Here is a 17,433-nt window from a genome sequence, read left to right on the forward strand (position 1 = left end):
AGTAAGAATAGTGTGGTGGCGATAGCGGGAAGGATACACCTGTACCCATGTCGAACACAGAAGTTAAGCTTCTTAGCGCCGATTGTAGTGCCGGGTTGCCCGGTGTGAGAGTAGGACGTCGCCACGCAAGTTGAACCGTTACGTATTCTCGTAGCGGTTTTTTTGTTGTTCAATTTAAGAAAATAGGTTTATAAAGGTTCTACAATATTATGTTTATTAGTTAATCTGCTTTTCTTGAATTGCTTATAATAGCCTTTTTTTAATAACTAATGATAAAATATGAGAGTGATAGCATGAGGAGGATGAAAGATGGCGGATGAATATAAAGAAGCTAAAGGACATAGCGTTGCTTCTTCAGAAACAAACTCTTTTGAAGAAATAAAAAAACAAGCATCAGAAAATATCGGTCAGATGCTCCAAGACTTGCGAGCCTTTGAAATTGCGATTAAATTTGAAAAGATTCCCGAAATCTATCGTATATACAATGGCCGTTTGCATGAAGAACTGGATCGGACTTCAAATCAAAACCATGAGATTGATCGGTTATTAGCACAAAAGCTGCATGACAGTTTTATGGAGCAATTTCCCTTCATGGTCCATACAGAAAAAATTTCGGAAACCTTGAATTATTACCAGTTAAGTGAATACTATCACGAACGTCCTGTAATTGGGATTGATTCTTCTATTCCGGAAATCTTTGTGATTCCGAAAATTGATCAAGAATGGCAGCAATATATGAAAAAGGCTGATGGAACACTACCCAATGAAGAAATTGTTGGAGCAGAAGAACAAATTAATCAGCTTGAAGCAAAAGCAATTGCTGCAAAATCCGAAATTGCAAAAATCGACGATGAATTACGGGAACTAAAAAATCAGGAAGCAGCAATTGAAAATACAAAAGGTTTTTTCAACCGCGGAAAAGTTGATGAAGAATTAGAGCCGCTGCTGCGTCGCCGACAAGATTTGGAAAAGTCTCGTGAGACATGGATTCCCTTCATTGAAGATCGCCAACTAACTGCAACAAATCGTCGCCAAATCGAAGCGCACATCAAAGAACTGCGCTTGAAAAGAGCGATTGTTGAAAAGGAAAGGCGGTTATTAGATAAGTATTATGGCGGACTTTCTGAGATGACACAGCAGCTGCAGCATTTTTTGGCTGAGTATTTGGAACCGCAAGAGGGGGTAGCTGAAATTGACTGATCGAGCGAAGGATGATATCCAAACAGGGAATGAGGAAGCACAACTGTCAAACCAAACGGAAAATCACCAGATTGGTGACTTAGAAACGAAAACAGAGAAAATAGCAACGGATTACTCCAACCTTGAAAAAGAGGAAACAAATCAAACGGATGCTGAGGGTGCTGGAAAGAAGGTAGCTGAGGAAACCACGGATTTCAGTGAAACTATCAATGACTCAGCTACGCAACCCGGGACGCTGGAAAATGAAAAAATCACGACTGAGATTCCTCGTTCCACAGAAGCAGAACTATATTCACAAAATAAACAAGCGGATCATGCTGAAATTCAGCGATTAATTGGAAGTGCAGAGCAAGAGCTGGCTGACCTAAAATTGCGTAAATCATTGATGGAAGCTGATTTTTCTCAATTATTGGAAGAATATCGCCGCCTAATCTTGCCTCAAGTCGAAATTTCTGTGATTGCCAAGAAAACACTATTGGAGTACTTCAGTTATGAACTATTGAAGCCGTTGCATTCAATTGATCTGCGACAAGGAGACAGCTACGGCTATTGGGAAACCAAGCATTTCAGTATCAGATATGGACTAGATGAAAATGAAAATTTGGCATTGAGTTTTAAAATGAAACCTATTGATCCACGCTTTACGACTGATTTCATGAATTTTATGACAGTGCAACCGGAAGCAATGGCGATTACAGTTGAAGATGAGCAAGTTTTGGAACTGATTCGGCTGTGGCACGTTGAGCGAGTCTTCTCTTTAAACCAGCTGTCTTTGATTAATTATGATCTCAATCAACTGTTGGCTCATTTCAGAACGTTGGGCTTTAACGTCGAACCGAGTCTTTTGGACAATGCTCGACCGCTACAGGTTCATTTGGAAAGTGAGTTTCCATTGAAGCAAGCTGTTCTCGATGACATCTTTATTACTGCGATGGAAAATCCAATGTATGATTTTGATAAGCAAACCGAACAACGGTATCGAATACTGTTAGACCAGGAACAGAGTCTGACTATTGGAGTTGGGGAATCAGACCATACCAGTCTTTTTATCGATTCTAACAATCGCCGACGTTCCCTTTTAGACTTTTTTACCAGTTATTCTTTCTTAGTACCGTTAATGGTTCGTCAAGGATAATCAAATCATTTTTTGCGACTGCGGAAAGGACTTCGAAAGTTGAAGTCCTTTTGGGGTCGCTATTTTTGTAAACTAAACGATATCTTTCAGAAAATACCTCCAAAGTATGAAGTATTTTCAGCTTTTTTCTGGCATAATAAAGGAAATGTCAGAAAAAAGAAAGAGTGTTGGGAATGATTATTGATTTTGTTGTATTGACGCTATTGTTCGGGATTGGTATCTTAGCGGTTAACCTTGTGGCGATGGTGCTGCAAAAAGGTGCCCATTGGAAAGGAATACTCACCTTGACGATTGGGGAGCTGGCTGTGATGGCGGGCTTCTTATATGTCGCCTTACCTAGTAAAAATTTAAGCTCCTTGTTGTGGTATAACCTGTGGGGAGCGCTGGCGGCAGTCCTTTTAGCTGCCCTTTGTTTGAGTGTTGCAAAAGCCGGAAAAACGCTGCGAAAAAACTTTCTGAAGCCGGGCGTTAAACGAGCCGATGTCACGTTTGACGGACAGCTCCATGCGGGAAAGCTGGGGAAATTATTTGCAGTGATTGCGGCTTTAATGGTGCTCTTGTTTGTGGTCTCTAAAATCACAGCAATTACTTCCATTGACGAAGTTTATTCGTCGATTCCCGCTAAAACTGAGGTCAAGGCTGAAGTACTGAGCTCGACAAAGGAAACACCGATTGCCATTGCGCCTGATATGGCAAAACGAAAAATGCTCCAAAAATTCTCCGTGATACCTAACTCCAATATGTTTACTTTAGATGGGATCACAGCTCAAACCATCAAAGGTGAGTACGTTTACGTCGCAACAGTGGAGTACAATGGCTTTTTCAAATGGCTGAAGCTGGGGGAGATTCCCGGATACTTTAAAATCAGTGCAACAGATATCAATGCACAGCCAGAATTTGTCAAAGAACCGCTGAAATATACCCCGTCAGCCTTTTTTGGTGAAGATGCCGGCCGGAAAATTTATGCGGCCTTTCCCGGGTTTGCTGCCTATGGAAAAATCAATCTTGAAATTGATGAAGAAGGAATCCCTTTTTACGTCCAGACTTTATACAAAGAATACGGTGTCACAGGTTTGATGCACTATGATGATTTCAAAACGGCAGTGCTGAATGCGCAAACTGGTGAAGTCAAGCTGTATGATAGTGAGAAAGCACCAAGTTTTGTGGATGCACCGATTACTTCAGCGGCGGCCAACAGTATGAATGAATTTTTCGGACGTTATGGTCAAGGCTGGTGGAACCAGTTTATCTTTGGGGCTAAAAAGGATGTTAAGGTACCTACCAATAATGGTATTTATGCTTCCGGTCAGATTACTCCGATGTTGAGTAAAGAAGGGCAGCTGAATTATTTCACCGATTTTACCAGCGGTGATGATGATCAGGATTCAGCCTTGGGATATTCCTTGATTGATGCTCGTAGCGGCCAGTTAACCTATTATCGCGATCCAGAAGTTGGGATCATGGATAGCGATGGTGCAATTTCCATTGCAGCAAAGATTTATCCTGAGAAAAAATGGGATGCCGAAATGCCGGTACTTTATAACATTGATGGTGTTCCGACTTGGATTGTTTCTTTGATGGATACAAAAGGTATTTTTAAAAAGTACGTGTATATCAATGCGGTAGATAATGATATCGTCGTGGATGCAGAAAATGCTCAGAATGCCCTGGATGCGTATCGCATTGAGCTATCCACAAAAGGTAGCAACAATAGCAGCACGGAAGCGGATTTACTGGCAGAGAAAAGCGGCATCGTTCAGCGGGTAGTCATCTTAACTAGTGGGGGCAACACCGTTGTTTCTTTCCTTTTAGAAAATGAACAGACCGTATACAGTGTCAACTCCAACAATAGTCCCTATGCAGTATTTATCAAAGAAGGCGATAAGGTGACCTTTAAAGCCAATCTCACTGCGGATCAGACTGCGGCTAGTATCCAAGATTTGTCAGTCGCCGGACTGGGCAAGGAGTAGTAATCGGCGGGGCGTCGTGTTCTTCACGTCGTCTTGCTAGCTTAGAATATGAAAAGAGCGTTGTGAAATGAAAAATAAAAAGGGAATTCTCGGCAGTTTAGTCGTATTGATGTTACTTGGTCTGCAGGTCATTTTTTCCGAAAATAAGGAAGCTCCGCAAGACACGCAAAATCAAGCAAATTCACAAGTAAAAGAGGCGTCAAAAAATTCAGCAACACCTTCAATATCGGAAAAGGGCCGGCCTTCTTTTTCATCATTAAAAGCGGCAAGTCCTGACTTAATGGTTGAGGATGTAGATTTAACAGATCCACCACGTTTTCAAAAAATAGCTCTCTCTGATATTCGAGGGGTAGATGGCGATACCTTTGTTTTCTATATAGGAAAAAAAGAATACCGACTGCGATTGTTAATGGTGGACACACCGGAAAGCGTCAAGCAGGGGATGGCGCCTGCTCCCTATGGCAAAGAAGCCTCCTCATTTACCAAAAAACAGTTGCAGCAAGGAAATATAAGCATTGCTTTTGATAGTGGCGAAGTAAAAGATCGCTATGATCGCTATTTAGCTTATGTCTTTGTAGGAGACCGCTCACTACAGGAGTTGTTGTTGGAAAATGGATACGGTATCCTGCGCTATCTGAACGCTGGCGGAGACACCTACCAAAAAGAACTGGCTTCTTTTCAGGAAAAGGCAATGAAACAAAAGGCTGGCGTTTGGGACAGTAGCGGCTATGTAAAACAAACCAAGCGCTATTACTATTTCGAATACGAAGACCAATGAAGCAGGAGCTGAACAAGAAAAACGCTGGAATAAAAAATGTTGTGATATCAATCATTTTTAAGCCGTAAACGGCGAAGATTACCGTATGTAATAAGAGAAAAAGTGAATGACTCAGATTTCCTTGATGAAATCAAGGTTAGTCAGCCTTTGAAATTTTTAGCAATGAAAAGCCGACGATCTTCCAATGATTTACATGGAAGATCGTCGGCTTTTGGCGCCTCACGGACGGTGACGCAACTACTGTCACAGCCTGTTTCTTTTCATCGTGCAAGAGGTTGACTAGACTATCGTCCCCCCTTTTTCTGCTTATTCTTCGCTGAGAATAATTCTGGTGACTTGTTCTAAAAATGCTTCCTCACTCAGTAGATTTTCAGGATCTTGATCATTTCGCAACTTTTGATCTTTTTGTCCATCGGTGAACTCATAGGTATTGTCGGTGTTCAAAAAGATGAAATAATCTTTTTCTCCTTCCACGTAAAGAACTTCTTTACGATCGGGGTATTCAACACTAACGTCCATCACTGTGATCCCGGAAATTTTACTTGTGAGATAGTCTTCAGCTTGTTTTAATGTGAGAGCCATCTCTATCGCCTCTTTTCATGATTCATTTTACCACTTATGAAAAAAAGTAGTGCAAAAAAAGTTTTATAATAACGAATAAGTTGAAAAAAACAGCCTGGTTTGATTCGAAAAATACCATCCCTCAAAAAAAATAAGAAAAACATAAGCATAACACTTTCATTTGATTTCGTTTTACAATACAATGATTCTAAATTGGTATCTAGCTGATTGCTGATTTATCAATAGTTTTTTCTTTTCTATTTTCAATTAGAAAGTAGACTAATTTATTATTATGGAGGTAGGAAGTTATGTCATTGATTGGAAAACAAGTTGAGGAGTTCAAAACACAAGCTTATCATAACAATGAGTTTGTCGAAGTGAGCAACGAAAATTTCACTGGAAAGTGGAGTGTGTTGTGTTTTTACCCAGCGGATTTCACATTTGTCTGTCCCACAGAACTAGAAGATCTGCAAGAACAGTATGAAACGTTGCAACAACTGGGAGTTGAAGTTTATTCTTGCTCTACGGACACTCATTTTACCCATAAAGCTTGGCACGAAACCTCTGAAGCAATTGGCAAAATCAAGTACTATATGATTGGCGATCCATCTCATCAGATTGCTCGAATTTTTGATGTACTGGATGAAGAAGCTGGTTTGGCACAACGGGGAACATTTATCATCGATCCAGATGGTATTGTACAAACTGTTGAAATCAATGCAGACGGGATTGGTCGTGATGCCAGCGTTTTGGTAGACAAAATCCGCGCTGGCCAATATGTGCGGAGCCATCCTGGTGAAGTTTGCCCAGCTAAATGGAAAGAAAGCGGCGAAACATTGAAACCAAGCTTTGATCTGGTTGGCAAAATCTGAGCAAGCAGTATTACTGGACCGTCAGCCGCCTTAGGAGACGGTCCTTTTTGACAAGAAGGGTTTTGTTTGTACTAAGGCTTAGCCTGCACCAAAGCCTATCTTGTGAAATGACTTGCAGCTTTTTTAAAGCAGCGGTCATTGAAATTAACTACAGGGGGAAAAAACATGTTTGATAATGAAACAAAGGCCCAATTGGCTCAATATTTGGAGCTGTTGGAGAATCCTGTCGTCTTTAATGCTAGTTTGGGGGAAGATGAAAATTCACTGAAGGTCAGAGAGTTTTTAACCACCGTTGCGGCCATGTCTCCAAAAATCACAGTTACTGAAGAACAGCTGCAACGAACACCTAGCTTCGAGATCAATTCGCTGCAAGAAAAAAGTGGCGTCGTTTTTGCCGGGTTACCGATGGGGCATGAATTTACGTCATTTATCCTGGCTTTATTGCAAGTTGGTGGTCGCCCGCCAAAAGTTTCTGAGGAGATTGTTCATCGGATTCAAAAAATTAACGGCCCGCTGCATTTTGAAACCTTTGTCAGTCTGACTTGTCACAATTGCCCGGATGTGGTTCAAGCCTTGAATATCATGGCTGTTTTGAATCCTGCTATCAGTCATACGATGATCGAAGGCGGCGCTTTTCAAGAGGAAGTGACTGCAGGCAAAATCATGGCTGTACCAACGGTCTTTTTGAACGGAGAAGAATTTTCAAGTGGGCGGGCGACAATCGAGGAGCTTTTGGAAAAAGCTGCTGGCCCCCAAGCCGCTGATTCATTTGCGGATAAGGAGCCTTACGATGTCTTAGTAGTCGGGGGGGGGCCTGCAGGTGCCAGTGCGGCAATCTATGCTGCGCGAAAAGGGATTCGAACCGGCATGGTAGTGGACACATTCGGCGGTCAGGTCTTGGAGACACTGGGGATTGAAAATGTTATCGGAACCCCCTACACCGAAGGACCACAATTGATGCGCCAAGTAGAAGAGCATGTGTTGAAGTATCCTGTCGATATTATGAAAGGTCAGCGAGCAGCCGCAGTGAATAAAGGTGAAATGGTAGAGGTGACATTGGAAAATGGCGCCGTATTGCAAAGCCGAACTGCGATTCTTGCCACCGGAGCCCACTGGCGTAGTATCAATGTGCCAGGAGAAAAAGAGTTCAAAAATAAAGGAATCGCCTATTGCCCTCATTGTGACGGTCCGCTGTTTGCTGGCAAAAACATTGCCGTAATTGGCGGTGGTAATTCTGGAATTGAGGCAGCGCTTGATTTGGCAGGTTTAGCCGCTCATGTCTATGTGCTGGAATTTTTGCCGGAATTAAAAGCAGACCAAGTGTTGCAAGATCGTTTGTATGAGCTGGAGAATGTAACAGTGATCACAAATGCTGCAACGCAAGAGATTACCGGAAATGAAACTGTTGAAGCCATCACCTACCAGGACCGTCTGACTCAGACGAACACGACATTGGCAGTTGAAGGAGTTTTCATTTTGATTGGGTTGATGCCAAACACAGAATGGCTCTCTGATACAATTGAAATGAACTCCCGGGGCGAAATTGTGACTGACAAACAGGGAGCCACTTCGTTAGAGGGTGTTTTTGCAGCTGGTGATTGTACTGACAGTGCCTACAAGCAGATTATCATCTCGATGGGCTCTGGTGCCACAGCTGCGCTAGGGGCATTTGATCAGTTGATTCGCTCTGGTAGCCAGAAAAAAGAAACAGTCCAAAGCTAAGTTTCTGCTGTCTTTGAAGCGGGAGAAAGAAAATTGAGATTGTACTGAGTGTCGGCAGTGTTTTTGGCATTGTCAGAATTGATACACCATTTCGCCAGTGAAGAGCTTGCGGAATGGTGTTTTTTATAGTTGCTTTCTGTGAGGTATTACTGAAAAAGAGTTTTCGGCAAAAAAATCCGGAAGTTCTGGCATTTTTGATTTTCTTTTGTTATCATTATTTTACGAACAATTATTTGAATAGAAAAAAACGGTTGAGTGTAAGGCTTCAAGGATCGCGTTCTTCAAGGGGTGAGAAGAACATATTTGGAGTGCTTTTGATTTTGAAACGTACTTCGTCTTTGGAGTGCGTTTTTTTATTAGTATTTTTGAAAAAGCTCCGAAAAGATCGGTCTATAGCCGAGGCATAAACCTTAAAGGAGGGATAGAGAATGAAAGAAGCACTGGAGCGGATTGCGCAAGCAGAAGCAGCCAACGAGGATGCACAAAAAGAGCTTGAAAAGCAAATGATAAATTATCGGCAGGAAAAAGAGCAGGCTGTCGCGACCTTGACAGAAACTTTGAAAGCCGAACGAGTACAAACTCTCCAAGAAAAAGAAGCTGCCTTTAGCTTTGATTTGAAAACTGAGCGGGAAGCACTTCTAACAGAAGCTGACAAAGATCAATTGGCTTTTCAAGAAAACTATGATAAACGCCACGAAGCCATCGTAGCAGAAATCATCGAAAGGGTGAAAGGCACATATGGCAGTTAAACGAATGAAAAAGCTGTCAATCATTTGCCAAAAGACAGCAGAAGAAGAAATTTTGCGGCTGGCCCAAGAACTTCAACAGGTAGAAGTGGAAAATATCTTTGAAGACGAGGACAATTACGAGTGGCTAGCTACTTACTTCTCAGATGCCAAAGAGCAGGTGACCGACCTGACTGCACTGGAAAACGAAGTCCGTCATATTCAAGAAACGATTCGCTTTGTCAGGGATCACGGTTCTGCCAAAGAGAAAATCACGGAATTGAAGCGGGGCAATACCAATTTGGCAGTCTTTGAACAAAGTTTTGACCAGCGGCAGTTAGAGTCAGAACTTTATCAGATTGATGACTTGAAAAATCGTTGGGAGGCAAACCTTAGTGCAACGCGACAGTTTCAAGAGCAAGAAGACTGGGCCACTGATTGGCAAAGCCTTGACATTAGCAGTGAAGAAAGCCGTCTGAAGACCAGCGGCTATCTGTTGGGCACCGTCCCTAACGAACAATGGGAAGCTTTTTCTGAAAAGGTCAGAGGCTTAACCGCACTTTATTTGGAGTTCATTGCCACTAAGGAGAAAGAAACAGCTTTTGCATTGATCTTTTTAAGAAGTGCCGGTGATCAAGTGCATCGCCTGTTGCAAGATTTTGGTGGTCGAATTGAGACCCCACCTTATCGTGGTGAACCTAAGCTGATTTTGAAAGAAGCCAAAGAAAATCTGGCTATTCTGGCGACAGAACGAAAAAAACTCGCTGCTGAGATTGGCGCTAAAAAGAGCTTGGTGGCCGATTTGCAAAAAGCTGAAGAAGTTCTCTTGACTCGCGGAGAACGACAAGCGGCAAAAGCCGGGATTGTTGAATCCCGCTATTTGGCAGTCATTCGCGGCTGGATTGCTGAAAAAGACATTCCTTCTTTGGAGAAGCGCTTGGCGGAAGTATTTTCAGACAATCAAGTCTATTTATCTTTTGCTGACCCCACACCTGAGGAAATTGCGGAAAACAAAGCACCTACCAAGCTGGAAAACGGGAAATTGGTCGCACCATTTGAAATGCTGACAGAAATGTACAGCATTCCTCGGTACGATGAAATCGATCCGACACCGTGGATGATGCCATTTTACTTGGTGTTTTTTGGAATGATGGTGGCAGACTTTGGTTATGGGCTGCTGATGCTGGTAGTCACTACTGCTGCGCTAAAAGCGATGGTCCTTCCAAAAGGAACACAACGTTTCATGAAGCTGTTTCAGTATCTCTCAGTCTCAACAATCGCTTGGGGACTAATCTATGGTAGTTGTTTTGGTGTCGAAATGCCGTTTTATCTGTTGAGTCCTTCCAAGGATTTCATGGCGATTTTCGGGTTGTCCATGGTTTTCGGTGGGATCCAAATCTTTACTGGTTTGTTTTTAGCAGGAAAAGAGAACTGGAAGAAAAAAGACTATCTGGCAGCTATCAATCAAGGTTTTTCTTGGCAAGGAATTTTGGCTGGAATCTTGATTGCAGCAGCTGGCGCATTGGTGGTTAAGTCAGATACAGTTACGCTACTGGGGGCGCTTTTAGCTATCCTCTGCGCATTGGCTGTGTTGGTGACCTCTACTTTGTCAGCGGAATCCAAAGTAGGCGGCTTTTTCATGGGATTGTATGATCTTTATGGTATCACGAGCTATATCGGCGATTTTGTCAGCTATAGTCGTTTGATGGCACTGGGGATTTCCGGCGGGAGTATTGCGGCAGCATTTAATATGCTGGTGGGTTATATGCCACCAGCCGCTCGATTTACAGCTGGAATTGTGCTGATTATCATTTTACAGGGACTAAACATTTTCCTGTCTTTGTTGAGTGCCTATGTTCATGCGGCACGACTGCAGTATGTAGAGTTTTTTGGCAAGTTTTACTCCGGCGGCGGCAGAGCCTTTAAACCGTTGAAGCCGGCGGAAAAATATATGAATTTTACTGATGAAAATGGAGGAAAAGAGTAATGACTAAGTTTTTGATCGAAAATGGCGGGATGTTTTTTGCGATTTGCGGGATGGCAGTAGCCACCATCTTTTCAGGAATCGGATCTTCAAAAGGGGTAGGGATGACAGGTGAAGCTGCGGCAGCACTCACCACCAGCCAACCAGAAAAATTCGGACAGGCTTTGATCCTGCAATTGCTTCCGGGTACTCAAGGGTTGTACGGCTTTGTTATCGCATTTATGATTTACGGGTCATTATCCGGAGATATGACAGCAATCAAAGGTTTGGAATATCTGATGGCTGCGACACCTGTTGCGTTTACTGGCCTGTTTTCAGGGATTGCCCAAGGGAAGGTCGCTTCTGCCGGTATCCAAATTCTGGCGAAAAAACCAGAACACTTCTTTAAAGGCGTGATGTATGCAGTTATGGTGGAAATGTACGCCATCTTAGGTTTTGTTATTTCCTTCTTGTTGTTGGGCCAAATCTGACGACTGCGCCTGTAAAAAGATACGCGTTACCTGTGTTTAAAATGCCAGGAAGGTCGCGAAAGGAGGAACGTTGATGGATGCTATCCAAAAGATTATAGAGGAGATCGATGACCAAGCTAAACAAGAGCGGGGAGATTTTCAAGCTCGGGAGACAGCCGCTATTGATGAGTGGTATGAAGCTGAAGTCAAAAAAATCAATGAGACACATATCCAGCAGTTGGGGAAACAATCACGAGATCTGGAACAGAAATATAAACAGCAGCAGTCCCGCCAGCAAATGGAGATCAGACAAGAATCACTGGTGGAAAAACAAAGCTATTTAGATCGTTTGTTTGAAGAGGCCTATGAGCAAATGGCCGCTTGGGACCAAGAAACGATTCGCGCCTTTGCTGAGACCAGTTTGAAAAAATTGCCAATCAGTGACCATGCTCAGTTATTGCCGGCTGGCTCAAATGCAGTAGCAGCCCTCACCACTGACTTTGTCGATGAAGTCAACGAAACGCTTGCCTATACTCTTTTTCTGGGAAAGCCATTAGAAGGTACTGGGGAAGGGTTTGTGATTGATGTTGCCGGGATTCAATACAATTTTTTATATCGAGATCTTTTAAAAGAACTGCGAAGTACAACCGGCAGTGAAATGACACAAAAGCTGTTCGGATAAGGAGGAGAGCTTGTTATGGCTAAACAGATGTACCATCAATTGAATCCTCTGATCCGCTTGAAAGAAAACGAATTGTTGGCACCAGAAGTCTTTCAACAGCTGATTGCCGCCGAGGACTTTAAAAAGATCGAAGGAATCTTGATGCCGACTGTCTATCATCAATATCTTGATGCAAACTTTCAAAAAGACTTTGAAAAATCTTTAAATCAAGAGCTGTTGACTACCTTTGAAGAGCTGGCGGCAGCAGCACCGGATCGTAATTTAGTATGGGTTTATACGATGCGCTACACCCTTCATAATTTAAAGGTTTTTACGAAAGCCTACTATGTGAAAGAAAACTACGACCATCTGTATCTGCCAGACGGGATGTTTACTATGGATGAGTTGAAGCATGCAGTGGAAACAGGCATCTCCAGCGTGTTGCCAGAAAGCATTCTATACAGTATCGGAAGGGTCAAAGAATATATGGAAGAGTCCCATATTCTGCAAGGGATTGATGTTATTTACGATCGCCATTACTTGAAAGAACAACGGCGTTTGGGAGAAACATTGGGCTATCCAGAATTATTGGAGGAAATCATTGCCTTTATTGATTTGACCAATTTGACTACTGCATTGCGTTGCGTTGCGCAAGGTCGCAGCCAAGGCTTTATGTCCACGGTCTTATCCAGCTCAGGTAGTATCGAAAAAAGTCAGTGGATGTCTTTTGCTGAGCAAAGTTTGTCAGACTTAACGACGTTTATTCTTGAATCGGCTTATGGCGATCTACTGCTGCCAGTATTTGACGGCGAAAAAATCGACTTCGCCGGTTTAGATGTAATCAAAGACAATTATTTAACCAGAATGTATGAGCAGGCGCGTACCACAGCTTTCGGGCCTTTACCGCTATTAGCATTTTTGAATGCCAAAGATATCGAAATCAAAAACCTGCGTCTCATTCTGGTTGGTAAGCGAGCCGGTTTTACGAAAGAACAGTTGCAAGAAAGGATGCGGATGACCTATGACGTATAAAATTGGTGTCATTGGCGATAAAGAATCGGTGTTGCCTTTCAAACTGTTTGGGTTTACCGTTTGCTTTGCCGATGAAGGAAGTGAAGCAAAAGCTGCCCTGCGAAAATTGGCCTCAGAGGAGTATGGAGTGATCTATATTACCGAGGCCTGTGCTGCGACCATTAAAGAAGAGATTGAACGCTTCAATGGTCAATCCTTGCCGGCTGTTGTTTTGATTCCAAATCATGACGGCACGCTGGGCATCGGCTTGTCGGCGATTCAAGAGAATGTCGAAAAAGCAGTTGGGCAGAATATTTTATAAACAAGAGGACTGTTTGTTTAGAATTTGAAATCAGACGGTTCCTGACAATTAAGAAAGTGCAGAAGAGACAAGGCGCACGGCAACTCCTTTGCATTTTCCTCAACACATTCGGTAAGGAGCTGAAAACGTGGAAATCGGAAATATCATAAAAGTTTCAGGTCCATTGGTAATGGCTGAAAATATGGGACACGCCAGCATTCAAGATATTTGTTATGTGGGCGATCTGGGAGTCATCGGTGAGATCATCGAAATGCGAGGAGACGTCGCATCTATTCAGGTCTACGAAGAAACTGCCGGTATCGGTCCCGGAGAACCGGTTCGTTCGACAGGGGAAGCCTTGTCAGTGGAACTGGCACCAGGGATTATTTCTCAAATGTTCGACGGCATCCAACGACCATTGGATCAATTTATCAAGCAAACACAGAGTAATTTTTTGGCAAGAGGCGTGCAGCTGCCTGCGTTAAATCATGAAAAAAAATGGCATTTTGAAGCAACCGCAGCTGTCGGTGCCCAAGTGAGTGCCGGTGATATCGTGGGAGTCGTACAGGAAACAAAAATTATTCAACATAAAATCATGGTACCAAATGGTATCAGCGGAACCATCAAGGCCATTGAATCTGGCGCTTTCACTATCGATGAATCCGTCTATACGGTAACAACGGCTGATGGAGACAAGTCTTTTACCATGTTACAAAAATGGCCGGTACGTCGGCCCCGTCCGGTAAAAGAAAAGCTTAACCCTGATGCCCCAATGATTACCGGACAACGAGTTATCGATACGTTTTTCCCCGTTACAAAAGGCGGCGCGGCAGCTGTTCCTGGTCCTTTTGGTGCCGGCAAAACTGTTGTGCAGCATCAGATTGCCAAATGGGCCGATGTTGATTTGGTCGTTTACGTTGGCTGCGGAGAACGCGGAAACGAGATGACCGATGTTATGAACGAATTTCCAGAACTAATTGATCCTAATACTGGCGAGTCGTTGATGGAAAGAACCATCCTCATTGCCAATACCTCCAATATGCCGGTAGCAGCTCGGGAAGCTTCCATCTATACTGGGATTACGATTGCGGAATATTTCCGTGATATGGGCTATTCTGTTGCCATCATGGCAGATTCCACTTCTCGCTGGGCAGAAGCCTTGCGGGAAATGTCAGGCCGTTTGGAAGAGATGCCCGGAGATGAAGGCTATCCTGCTTACTTGGGTTCTCGTCTGGCAGAGTATTATGAACGAGCAGGTAAAGTAATCGCGCTGGGTCAGGAAGGCCGCGGAGGAAGTATCACAGCCATTTCAGCTGTCTCTCCTTCTGGTGGGGATATCTCAGAGCCGGTTACCCAAAATACGCTGCGGGTCGTGAAAGTGTTCTGGGGCTTGGATTCTACCTTGGCACAACAACGGCATTTCCCTTCAATCGACTGGCTGCAAAGCTATTCGCTATATTCCACAGAAGTCGGTCAATACCTGGATCAGCAACTGCAAGTGGATTGGTCTGATCTGGTGACTGAAGCGATGCGAATGTTGCAAAAGGAATCAGAATTGCAGGAAATCGTGCGTCTGGTGGGAATTGATTCCCTATCAGAAAAAGACCAAATGCTTTTGGAAGTCACTAAATCCATTCGGGAAGACTACCTGCAGCAAAACGCTTTTGATGATGTGGATACCTTCACCTCTCGAGAGAAGCAGTTTCAAATGCTCAGTAACATTCTGACATTTGGCAAAGAAGCAACTCGGGCACTGGATTTGGGTTCTTACTTGAGTGAAATCATGCAAGGAACCACTGCACTGCGGGATAAAATCGCTCGGATGAAGTATGTTCCGGAAGATCAATTAGCGGCCATCCATGCATTAGAACAAGAAATTAAAACCACCATCAAAAACATTATTCAAAAAGGGGGCATGACCAATGATTAAGGAATACAAAACAATCGGCGAAGTCGTAGGCCCTCTGATGGCTGTTGATAAAGTTTCCGGAGTGAAATACGAAGAGTTGATTGAAGTTCGACTTCAAAACGGCGAATTGCGAAAAGGTCAGGTCTTAGAGATTCAAGAAGACAAAGCGCTTGTCCAGATTTTTGAAGGAACTGCCGGTATCAATTTGCGGGACTCAGCGGTGCGCTTTTTGGGTCATCCTCTGGAATTGGGTGTATCTGAAGATATGATTGGGCGGGTTTTTGACGGTTTGGGACGCCCTAAGGATAACGGGCCAGAGATTTTGGCAGAAAAAATGCTGGATATTAACGGCGAAGTTATCAACCCGATGGCACGGGATTATCCCGATGAGTTTATTCAAACCGGTATCAGTTCTATTGACCACTTGAACACACTGGTGCGGGGCCAAAAGCTGCCGGTCTTCTCCGGTTCAGGTCTTCCCCATAAAGAATTGGCGGCGCAGATTTCCCGACAGGCGACTGTCTTGAATGCTGATGACGATTTTGCGGTGGTATTTGCCGGTATCGGGATTACCTTTGAAGAAGCGGAATACTTCATGGAAGACTTCCGTAAAACCGGAGCTATCGATCGATCAGTCGTCTTTATGAACTTAGCCAATGACCCTGCCATCGAACGGATTGCAACGCCTCGTATGGCATTGACAGCCGCTGAATACCTGGCCTATGAAAAAGGGATGCACGTACTGGTTATTATGACGGATATGACCAATTACTGCGAAGCCTTGCGGGAAATCTCTGCCGCCCGCAGAGAAGTTCCTGGTCGTCGTGGTTATCCAGGCTATCTCTATACCAACTTGGCTACGTTGTATGAACGTGCAGGTCGGATTAAAGGCTTGAAAGGCTCAGTTACTCAGATTCCAATCTTGACCATGCCAGAAGATGATAAAACCCATCCAATCCCTGATTTGACAGGTTATATCACTGAAGGACAGATTATTTTGTCCCGGGAACTCTACAAGAGCGGGATTAAGCCACCAATCGATGTCTTGCCTTCTTTGTCTCGTCTGAAAGACAAGGGGACAGGCGCTGGTAAGACTCGAAAAGATCATGCTGCCACCATGAATCAACTGTTCTCGGCCTATGCCCAGGGAAAACAAGCCAAAGAACTGGCGGTAGTTTTAGGGGATTCTGCCTTGTCGGAAGTCGACAAAATCTACGCGAAGTTCGCGGAGCGTTTTGAAGCGGAATATATCGATCAAGGCTATACGACCAATCGTGATATTTTTGAGACGCTGGATTTGGGATGGAAATTATTGGACATCCTGCCACGGACTGAATTGAAACGAATCAAAGACGAAATGATTGATGAATACTTGCCGGATAAGAAGGTGTAGTCGATGGCGAAACTGAATGTCAATCCGACCCGAATGGAATTGGCACGACTTCAAAAGCAGTTGAAGACCGCCAAACGGGGACACAAGCTGTTAAAAGACAAGCAAGATGAATTGATGCGTCAATTTATTTTATTGGTCAAAAAGAATAACCAGATGCGAAAAGAAGTGGAAACAATGATGGAACGGGCGATGCGAGCGTTTCGTCTGGCCAGTGCCACCTTGAATTCTGCTTTTATCGAAGAGCTGTTTATTTTACCGGCAGCCCGAGTCGAGCTGGAGTTAGATCAAAAAAACATCATGAGCGTGGAAGTTCCAGTGATGAATTTTCGCTATGACGAGTCCTTGGTAGAAACACCTATCGAATATGGCTACCTGAACTCAAATGTTCCCCTGGACAATTCGATTGATCGTTTCACAAATGTGCTGCCGCAGCTTTTAGAACTGACAGAAATCGAAAAAACCTGTCAATTGATGGCGGGTGAGATTGAAAAGACCCGTCGTCGTGTCAATGCGCTGGAGTACATGACGATTCCAGAATTGGAAGAGACGATTTATTATATCAAGATGAAGCTGGAAGAAAATGAGCGGGCGGAAGTCACGCGAATGATCAAAGTGAAAAATATGAATCGTACCTGATGATGTGAACAAGCGCCCACCGATGATGCAAGGATTGCCGGTGGGCGTTTGGCTTTATCGGGATTTTCGATTTTTACTTGCTTCTTTTTCACCCCTTCGCTATGATGAATTACAAAACCTGTTGTG

General features: G+C 43.6%; 16 protein-coding genes and 1 rRNA gene. 16 read left to right on the forward strand and 1 reads right to left on the reverse strand.

From position 1 onward, the window contains the following. The first annotated feature begins 11 nt into the window (after nucleotides 1–11). The 5 genes from rrf to ACOMA8_RS13775 all read left to right on the forward strand — a co-directional run bounded on the left by rrf (nucleotide 12) and on the right by ACOMA8_RS13775 (nucleotide 5,083). Nucleotides 12–127: ribosomal RNA gene (rrf, locus tag ACOMA8_RS13755) — 5S ribosomal RNA — on the forward strand. Between the two features lie 182 nt (nucleotides 128–309). Further along, on the forward strand, nucleotides 310–1,200 hold the full coding sequence (locus ACOMA8_RS13760) for a viral A-type inclusion protein (protein WP_421371459.1): 891 nt from the start codon (nucleotides 310–312) through the stop codon (nucleotides 1,198–1,200). Continuing rightward, entirely contained in the window at nucleotides 1,193–2,335 is a 1,143-nt protein-coding gene (locus tag ACOMA8_RS13765) for a hypothetical protein (RefSeq protein WP_421371461.1), read from the forward strand. The genes ACOMA8_RS13760 and ACOMA8_RS13765 overlap by 8 nt, the downstream gene beginning before the upstream one ends. A 173-nt stretch (nucleotides 2,336–2,508) precedes the next feature. Then, nucleotides 2,509–4,305 (forward strand): DNA-binding protein, encoded by a 1,797-nt coding sequence (locus ACOMA8_RS13770; protein ID WP_421371462.1) that lies wholly within the window; start codon nucleotides 2,509–2,511, stop codon nucleotides 4,303–4,305. 67 nt (nucleotides 4,306–4,372) lie between these two features. After that, entirely contained in the window at nucleotides 4,373–5,083 is a 711-nt protein-coding gene (locus ACOMA8_RS13775) for a thermonuclease family protein (RefSeq protein ID WP_421371463.1), read from the forward strand. A 306-nt stretch (nucleotides 5,084–5,389) separates the two neighbouring features. On the opposite strand, the gene ACOMA8_RS13780 is transcribed toward ACOMA8_RS13775, so the two are convergent. Further along, nucleotides 5,390–5,665 carry a hypothetical protein gene (locus tag ACOMA8_RS13780; protein WP_161899861.1) on the reverse strand — a complete coding sequence of 92 codons (276 nt, stop codon included), beginning with the start codon at nucleotides 5,663–5,665 and terminating at the stop codon, nucleotides 5,390–5,392. Between the two features lie 287 nt (nucleotides 5,666–5,952). Between ACOMA8_RS13780 and ahpC the strand changes: the two genes are divergently transcribed. From ahpC to ACOMA8_RS13835, 11 genes are all read left to right on the forward strand, one after another. Continuing rightward, complete coding sequence (gene ahpC, locus ACOMA8_RS13785; RefSeq protein WP_161899860.1) at nucleotides 5,953–6,516, forward strand: alkyl hydroperoxide reductase subunit C; 564 nt, start codon at nucleotides 5,953–5,955, stop codon at nucleotides 6,514–6,516. A 165-nt stretch (nucleotides 6,517–6,681) separates the two neighbouring features. Beyond that, entirely contained in the window at nucleotides 6,682–8,238 is a 1,557-nt protein-coding gene (gene ahpF / locus ACOMA8_RS13790) for an alkyl hydroperoxide reductase subunit F (protein WP_421371467.1), read from the forward strand. 428 nt (nucleotides 8,239–8,666) lie between these two features. Beyond that, on the forward strand, nucleotides 8,667–8,987 hold the full coding sequence (locus ACOMA8_RS13795; protein WP_421371469.1) for a hypothetical protein: 321 nt from the start codon (nucleotides 8,667–8,669) through the stop codon (nucleotides 8,985–8,987). Continuing rightward, nucleotides 8,977–10,950, forward strand: a complete 1,974-nt coding sequence (locus ACOMA8_RS13800) for a V-type ATP synthase subunit I (protein ID WP_421371472.1) — start codon at nucleotides 8,977–8,979, stop codon at nucleotides 10,948–10,950. Before ACOMA8_RS13795 ends, ACOMA8_RS13800 begins: the two co-directional genes overlap by 11 nt. Beyond that, nucleotides 10,950–11,417: a V-type ATP synthase subunit K gene (locus ACOMA8_RS13805; RefSeq protein ID WP_161899856.1), complete on the forward strand. Its 468-nt coding sequence runs from the start codon at nucleotides 10,950–10,952 to the stop codon at nucleotides 11,415–11,417. The genes ACOMA8_RS13800 and ACOMA8_RS13805 overlap by 1 nt, the downstream gene beginning before the upstream one ends. Nucleotides 11,418–11,490: 73 nt before the next feature. Then, entirely contained in the window at nucleotides 11,491–12,078 is a 588-nt protein-coding gene (locus ACOMA8_RS13810; protein ID WP_421371474.1) for a hypothetical protein, read from the forward strand. 15 nt (nucleotides 12,079–12,093) lie between these two features. Beyond that, on the forward strand, nucleotides 12,094–13,089 hold the full coding sequence (locus ACOMA8_RS13815) for a V-type ATPase subunit (protein WP_161899854.1): 996 nt from the start codon (nucleotides 12,094–12,096) through the stop codon (nucleotides 13,087–13,089). Continuing rightward, a complete protein-coding gene (locus tag ACOMA8_RS13820; protein ID WP_161899853.1) occupies nucleotides 13,079–13,390 on the forward strand; it encodes a V-type ATP synthase subunit F in 312 nt (103 codons plus the stop codon). Before ACOMA8_RS13815 ends, ACOMA8_RS13820 begins: the two co-directional genes overlap by 11 nt. A gap of 127 nt (nucleotides 13,391–13,517) precedes the next feature. Next, nucleotides 13,518–15,299, forward strand: a complete 1,782-nt coding sequence (locus ACOMA8_RS13825) for a V-type ATP synthase subunit A (RefSeq protein WP_161899852.1) — start codon at nucleotides 13,518–13,520, stop codon at nucleotides 15,297–15,299. Next, on the forward strand, nucleotides 15,292–16,671 hold the full coding sequence (locus ACOMA8_RS13830) for a V-type ATP synthase subunit B (RefSeq protein ID WP_421371478.1): 1,380 nt from the start codon (nucleotides 15,292–15,294) through the stop codon (nucleotides 16,669–16,671). Before ACOMA8_RS13825 ends, ACOMA8_RS13830 begins: the two co-directional genes overlap by 8 nt. Before the next feature lie 3 nt (nucleotides 16,672–16,674). Next, complete coding sequence (locus ACOMA8_RS13835) at nucleotides 16,675–17,307, forward strand: V-type ATP synthase subunit D (RefSeq protein WP_421371481.1); 633 nt, start codon at nucleotides 16,675–16,677, stop codon at nucleotides 17,305–17,307. Nucleotides 17,308–17,433: the final 126 nt, after the last annotated feature.

It is taken from the genome of Enterococcus infantis, from assembly GCF_049166715.1.
Taxonomy (GTDB): domain Bacteria; phylum Bacillota; class Bacilli; order Lactobacillales; family Enterococcaceae; genus Enterococcus_C; species Enterococcus_C leclercqii.

What these genes read in the sequence shown, in the direction of transcription:
- ACOMA8_RS13835 (WP_421371481.1), top strand. Translation starts at nt 16,675, where the DNA reads ATGGCGAAACTGAATGTCAATCCGACCCGAATGGAATTGGCACGACTT.
- ACOMA8_RS13805 (WP_161899856.1), top strand. Translation starts at nt 10,950, where the DNA reads ATGACTAAGTTTTTGATCGAAAATGGCGGGATGTTTTTTGCGATTTGC.
- ACOMA8_RS13810 (WP_421371474.1), top strand. Translation starts at nt 11,491, where the DNA reads ATGGATGCTATCCAAAAGATTATAGAGGAGATCGATGACCAAGCTAAA.
- ACOMA8_RS13820 (WP_161899853.1), top strand. Translation starts at nt 13,079, where the DNA reads ATGACGTATAAAATTGGTGTCATTGGCGATAAAGAATCGGTGTTGCCT.
- ACOMA8_RS13800 (WP_421371472.1), top strand. Translation starts at nt 8,977, where the DNA reads ATGGCAGTTAAACGAATGAAAAAGCTGTCAATCATTTGCCAAAAGACA.
- ACOMA8_RS13815 (WP_161899854.1), top strand. Translation starts at nt 12,094, where the DNA reads ATGGCTAAACAGATGTACCATCAATTGAATCCTCTGATCCGCTTGAAA.
- ahpF (WP_421371467.1), top strand. Translation starts at nt 6,682, where the DNA reads ATGTTTGATAATGAAACAAAGGCCCAATTGGCTCAATATTTGGAGCTG.
- ACOMA8_RS13780 (WP_161899861.1), bottom strand. Translation starts at nt 5,665, where the DNA reads ATGGCTCTCACATTAAAACAAGCTGAAGACTATCTCACAAGTAAAATT.
- ACOMA8_RS13795 (WP_421371469.1), top strand. Translation starts at nt 8,667, where the DNA reads ATGAAAGAAGCACTGGAGCGGATTGCGCAAGCAGAAGCAGCCAACGAG.
- ACOMA8_RS13775 (WP_421371463.1), top strand. Translation starts at nt 4,373, where the DNA reads ATGAAAAATAAAAAGGGAATTCTCGGCAGTTTAGTCGTATTGATGTTA.
- ACOMA8_RS13830 (WP_421371478.1), top strand. Translation starts at nt 15,292, where the DNA reads ATGATTAAGGAATACAAAACAATCGGCGAAGTCGTAGGCCCTCTGATG.
- ACOMA8_RS13770 (WP_421371462.1), top strand. Translation starts at nt 2,509, where the DNA reads ATGATTATTGATTTTGTTGTATTGACGCTATTGTTCGGGATTGGTATC.
- ahpC (WP_161899860.1), top strand. Translation starts at nt 5,953, where the DNA reads ATGTCATTGATTGGAAAACAAGTTGAGGAGTTCAAAACACAAGCTTAT.
- ACOMA8_RS13760 (WP_421371459.1), top strand. Translation starts at nt 310, where the DNA reads ATGGCGGATGAATATAAAGAAGCTAAAGGACATAGCGTTGCTTCTTCA.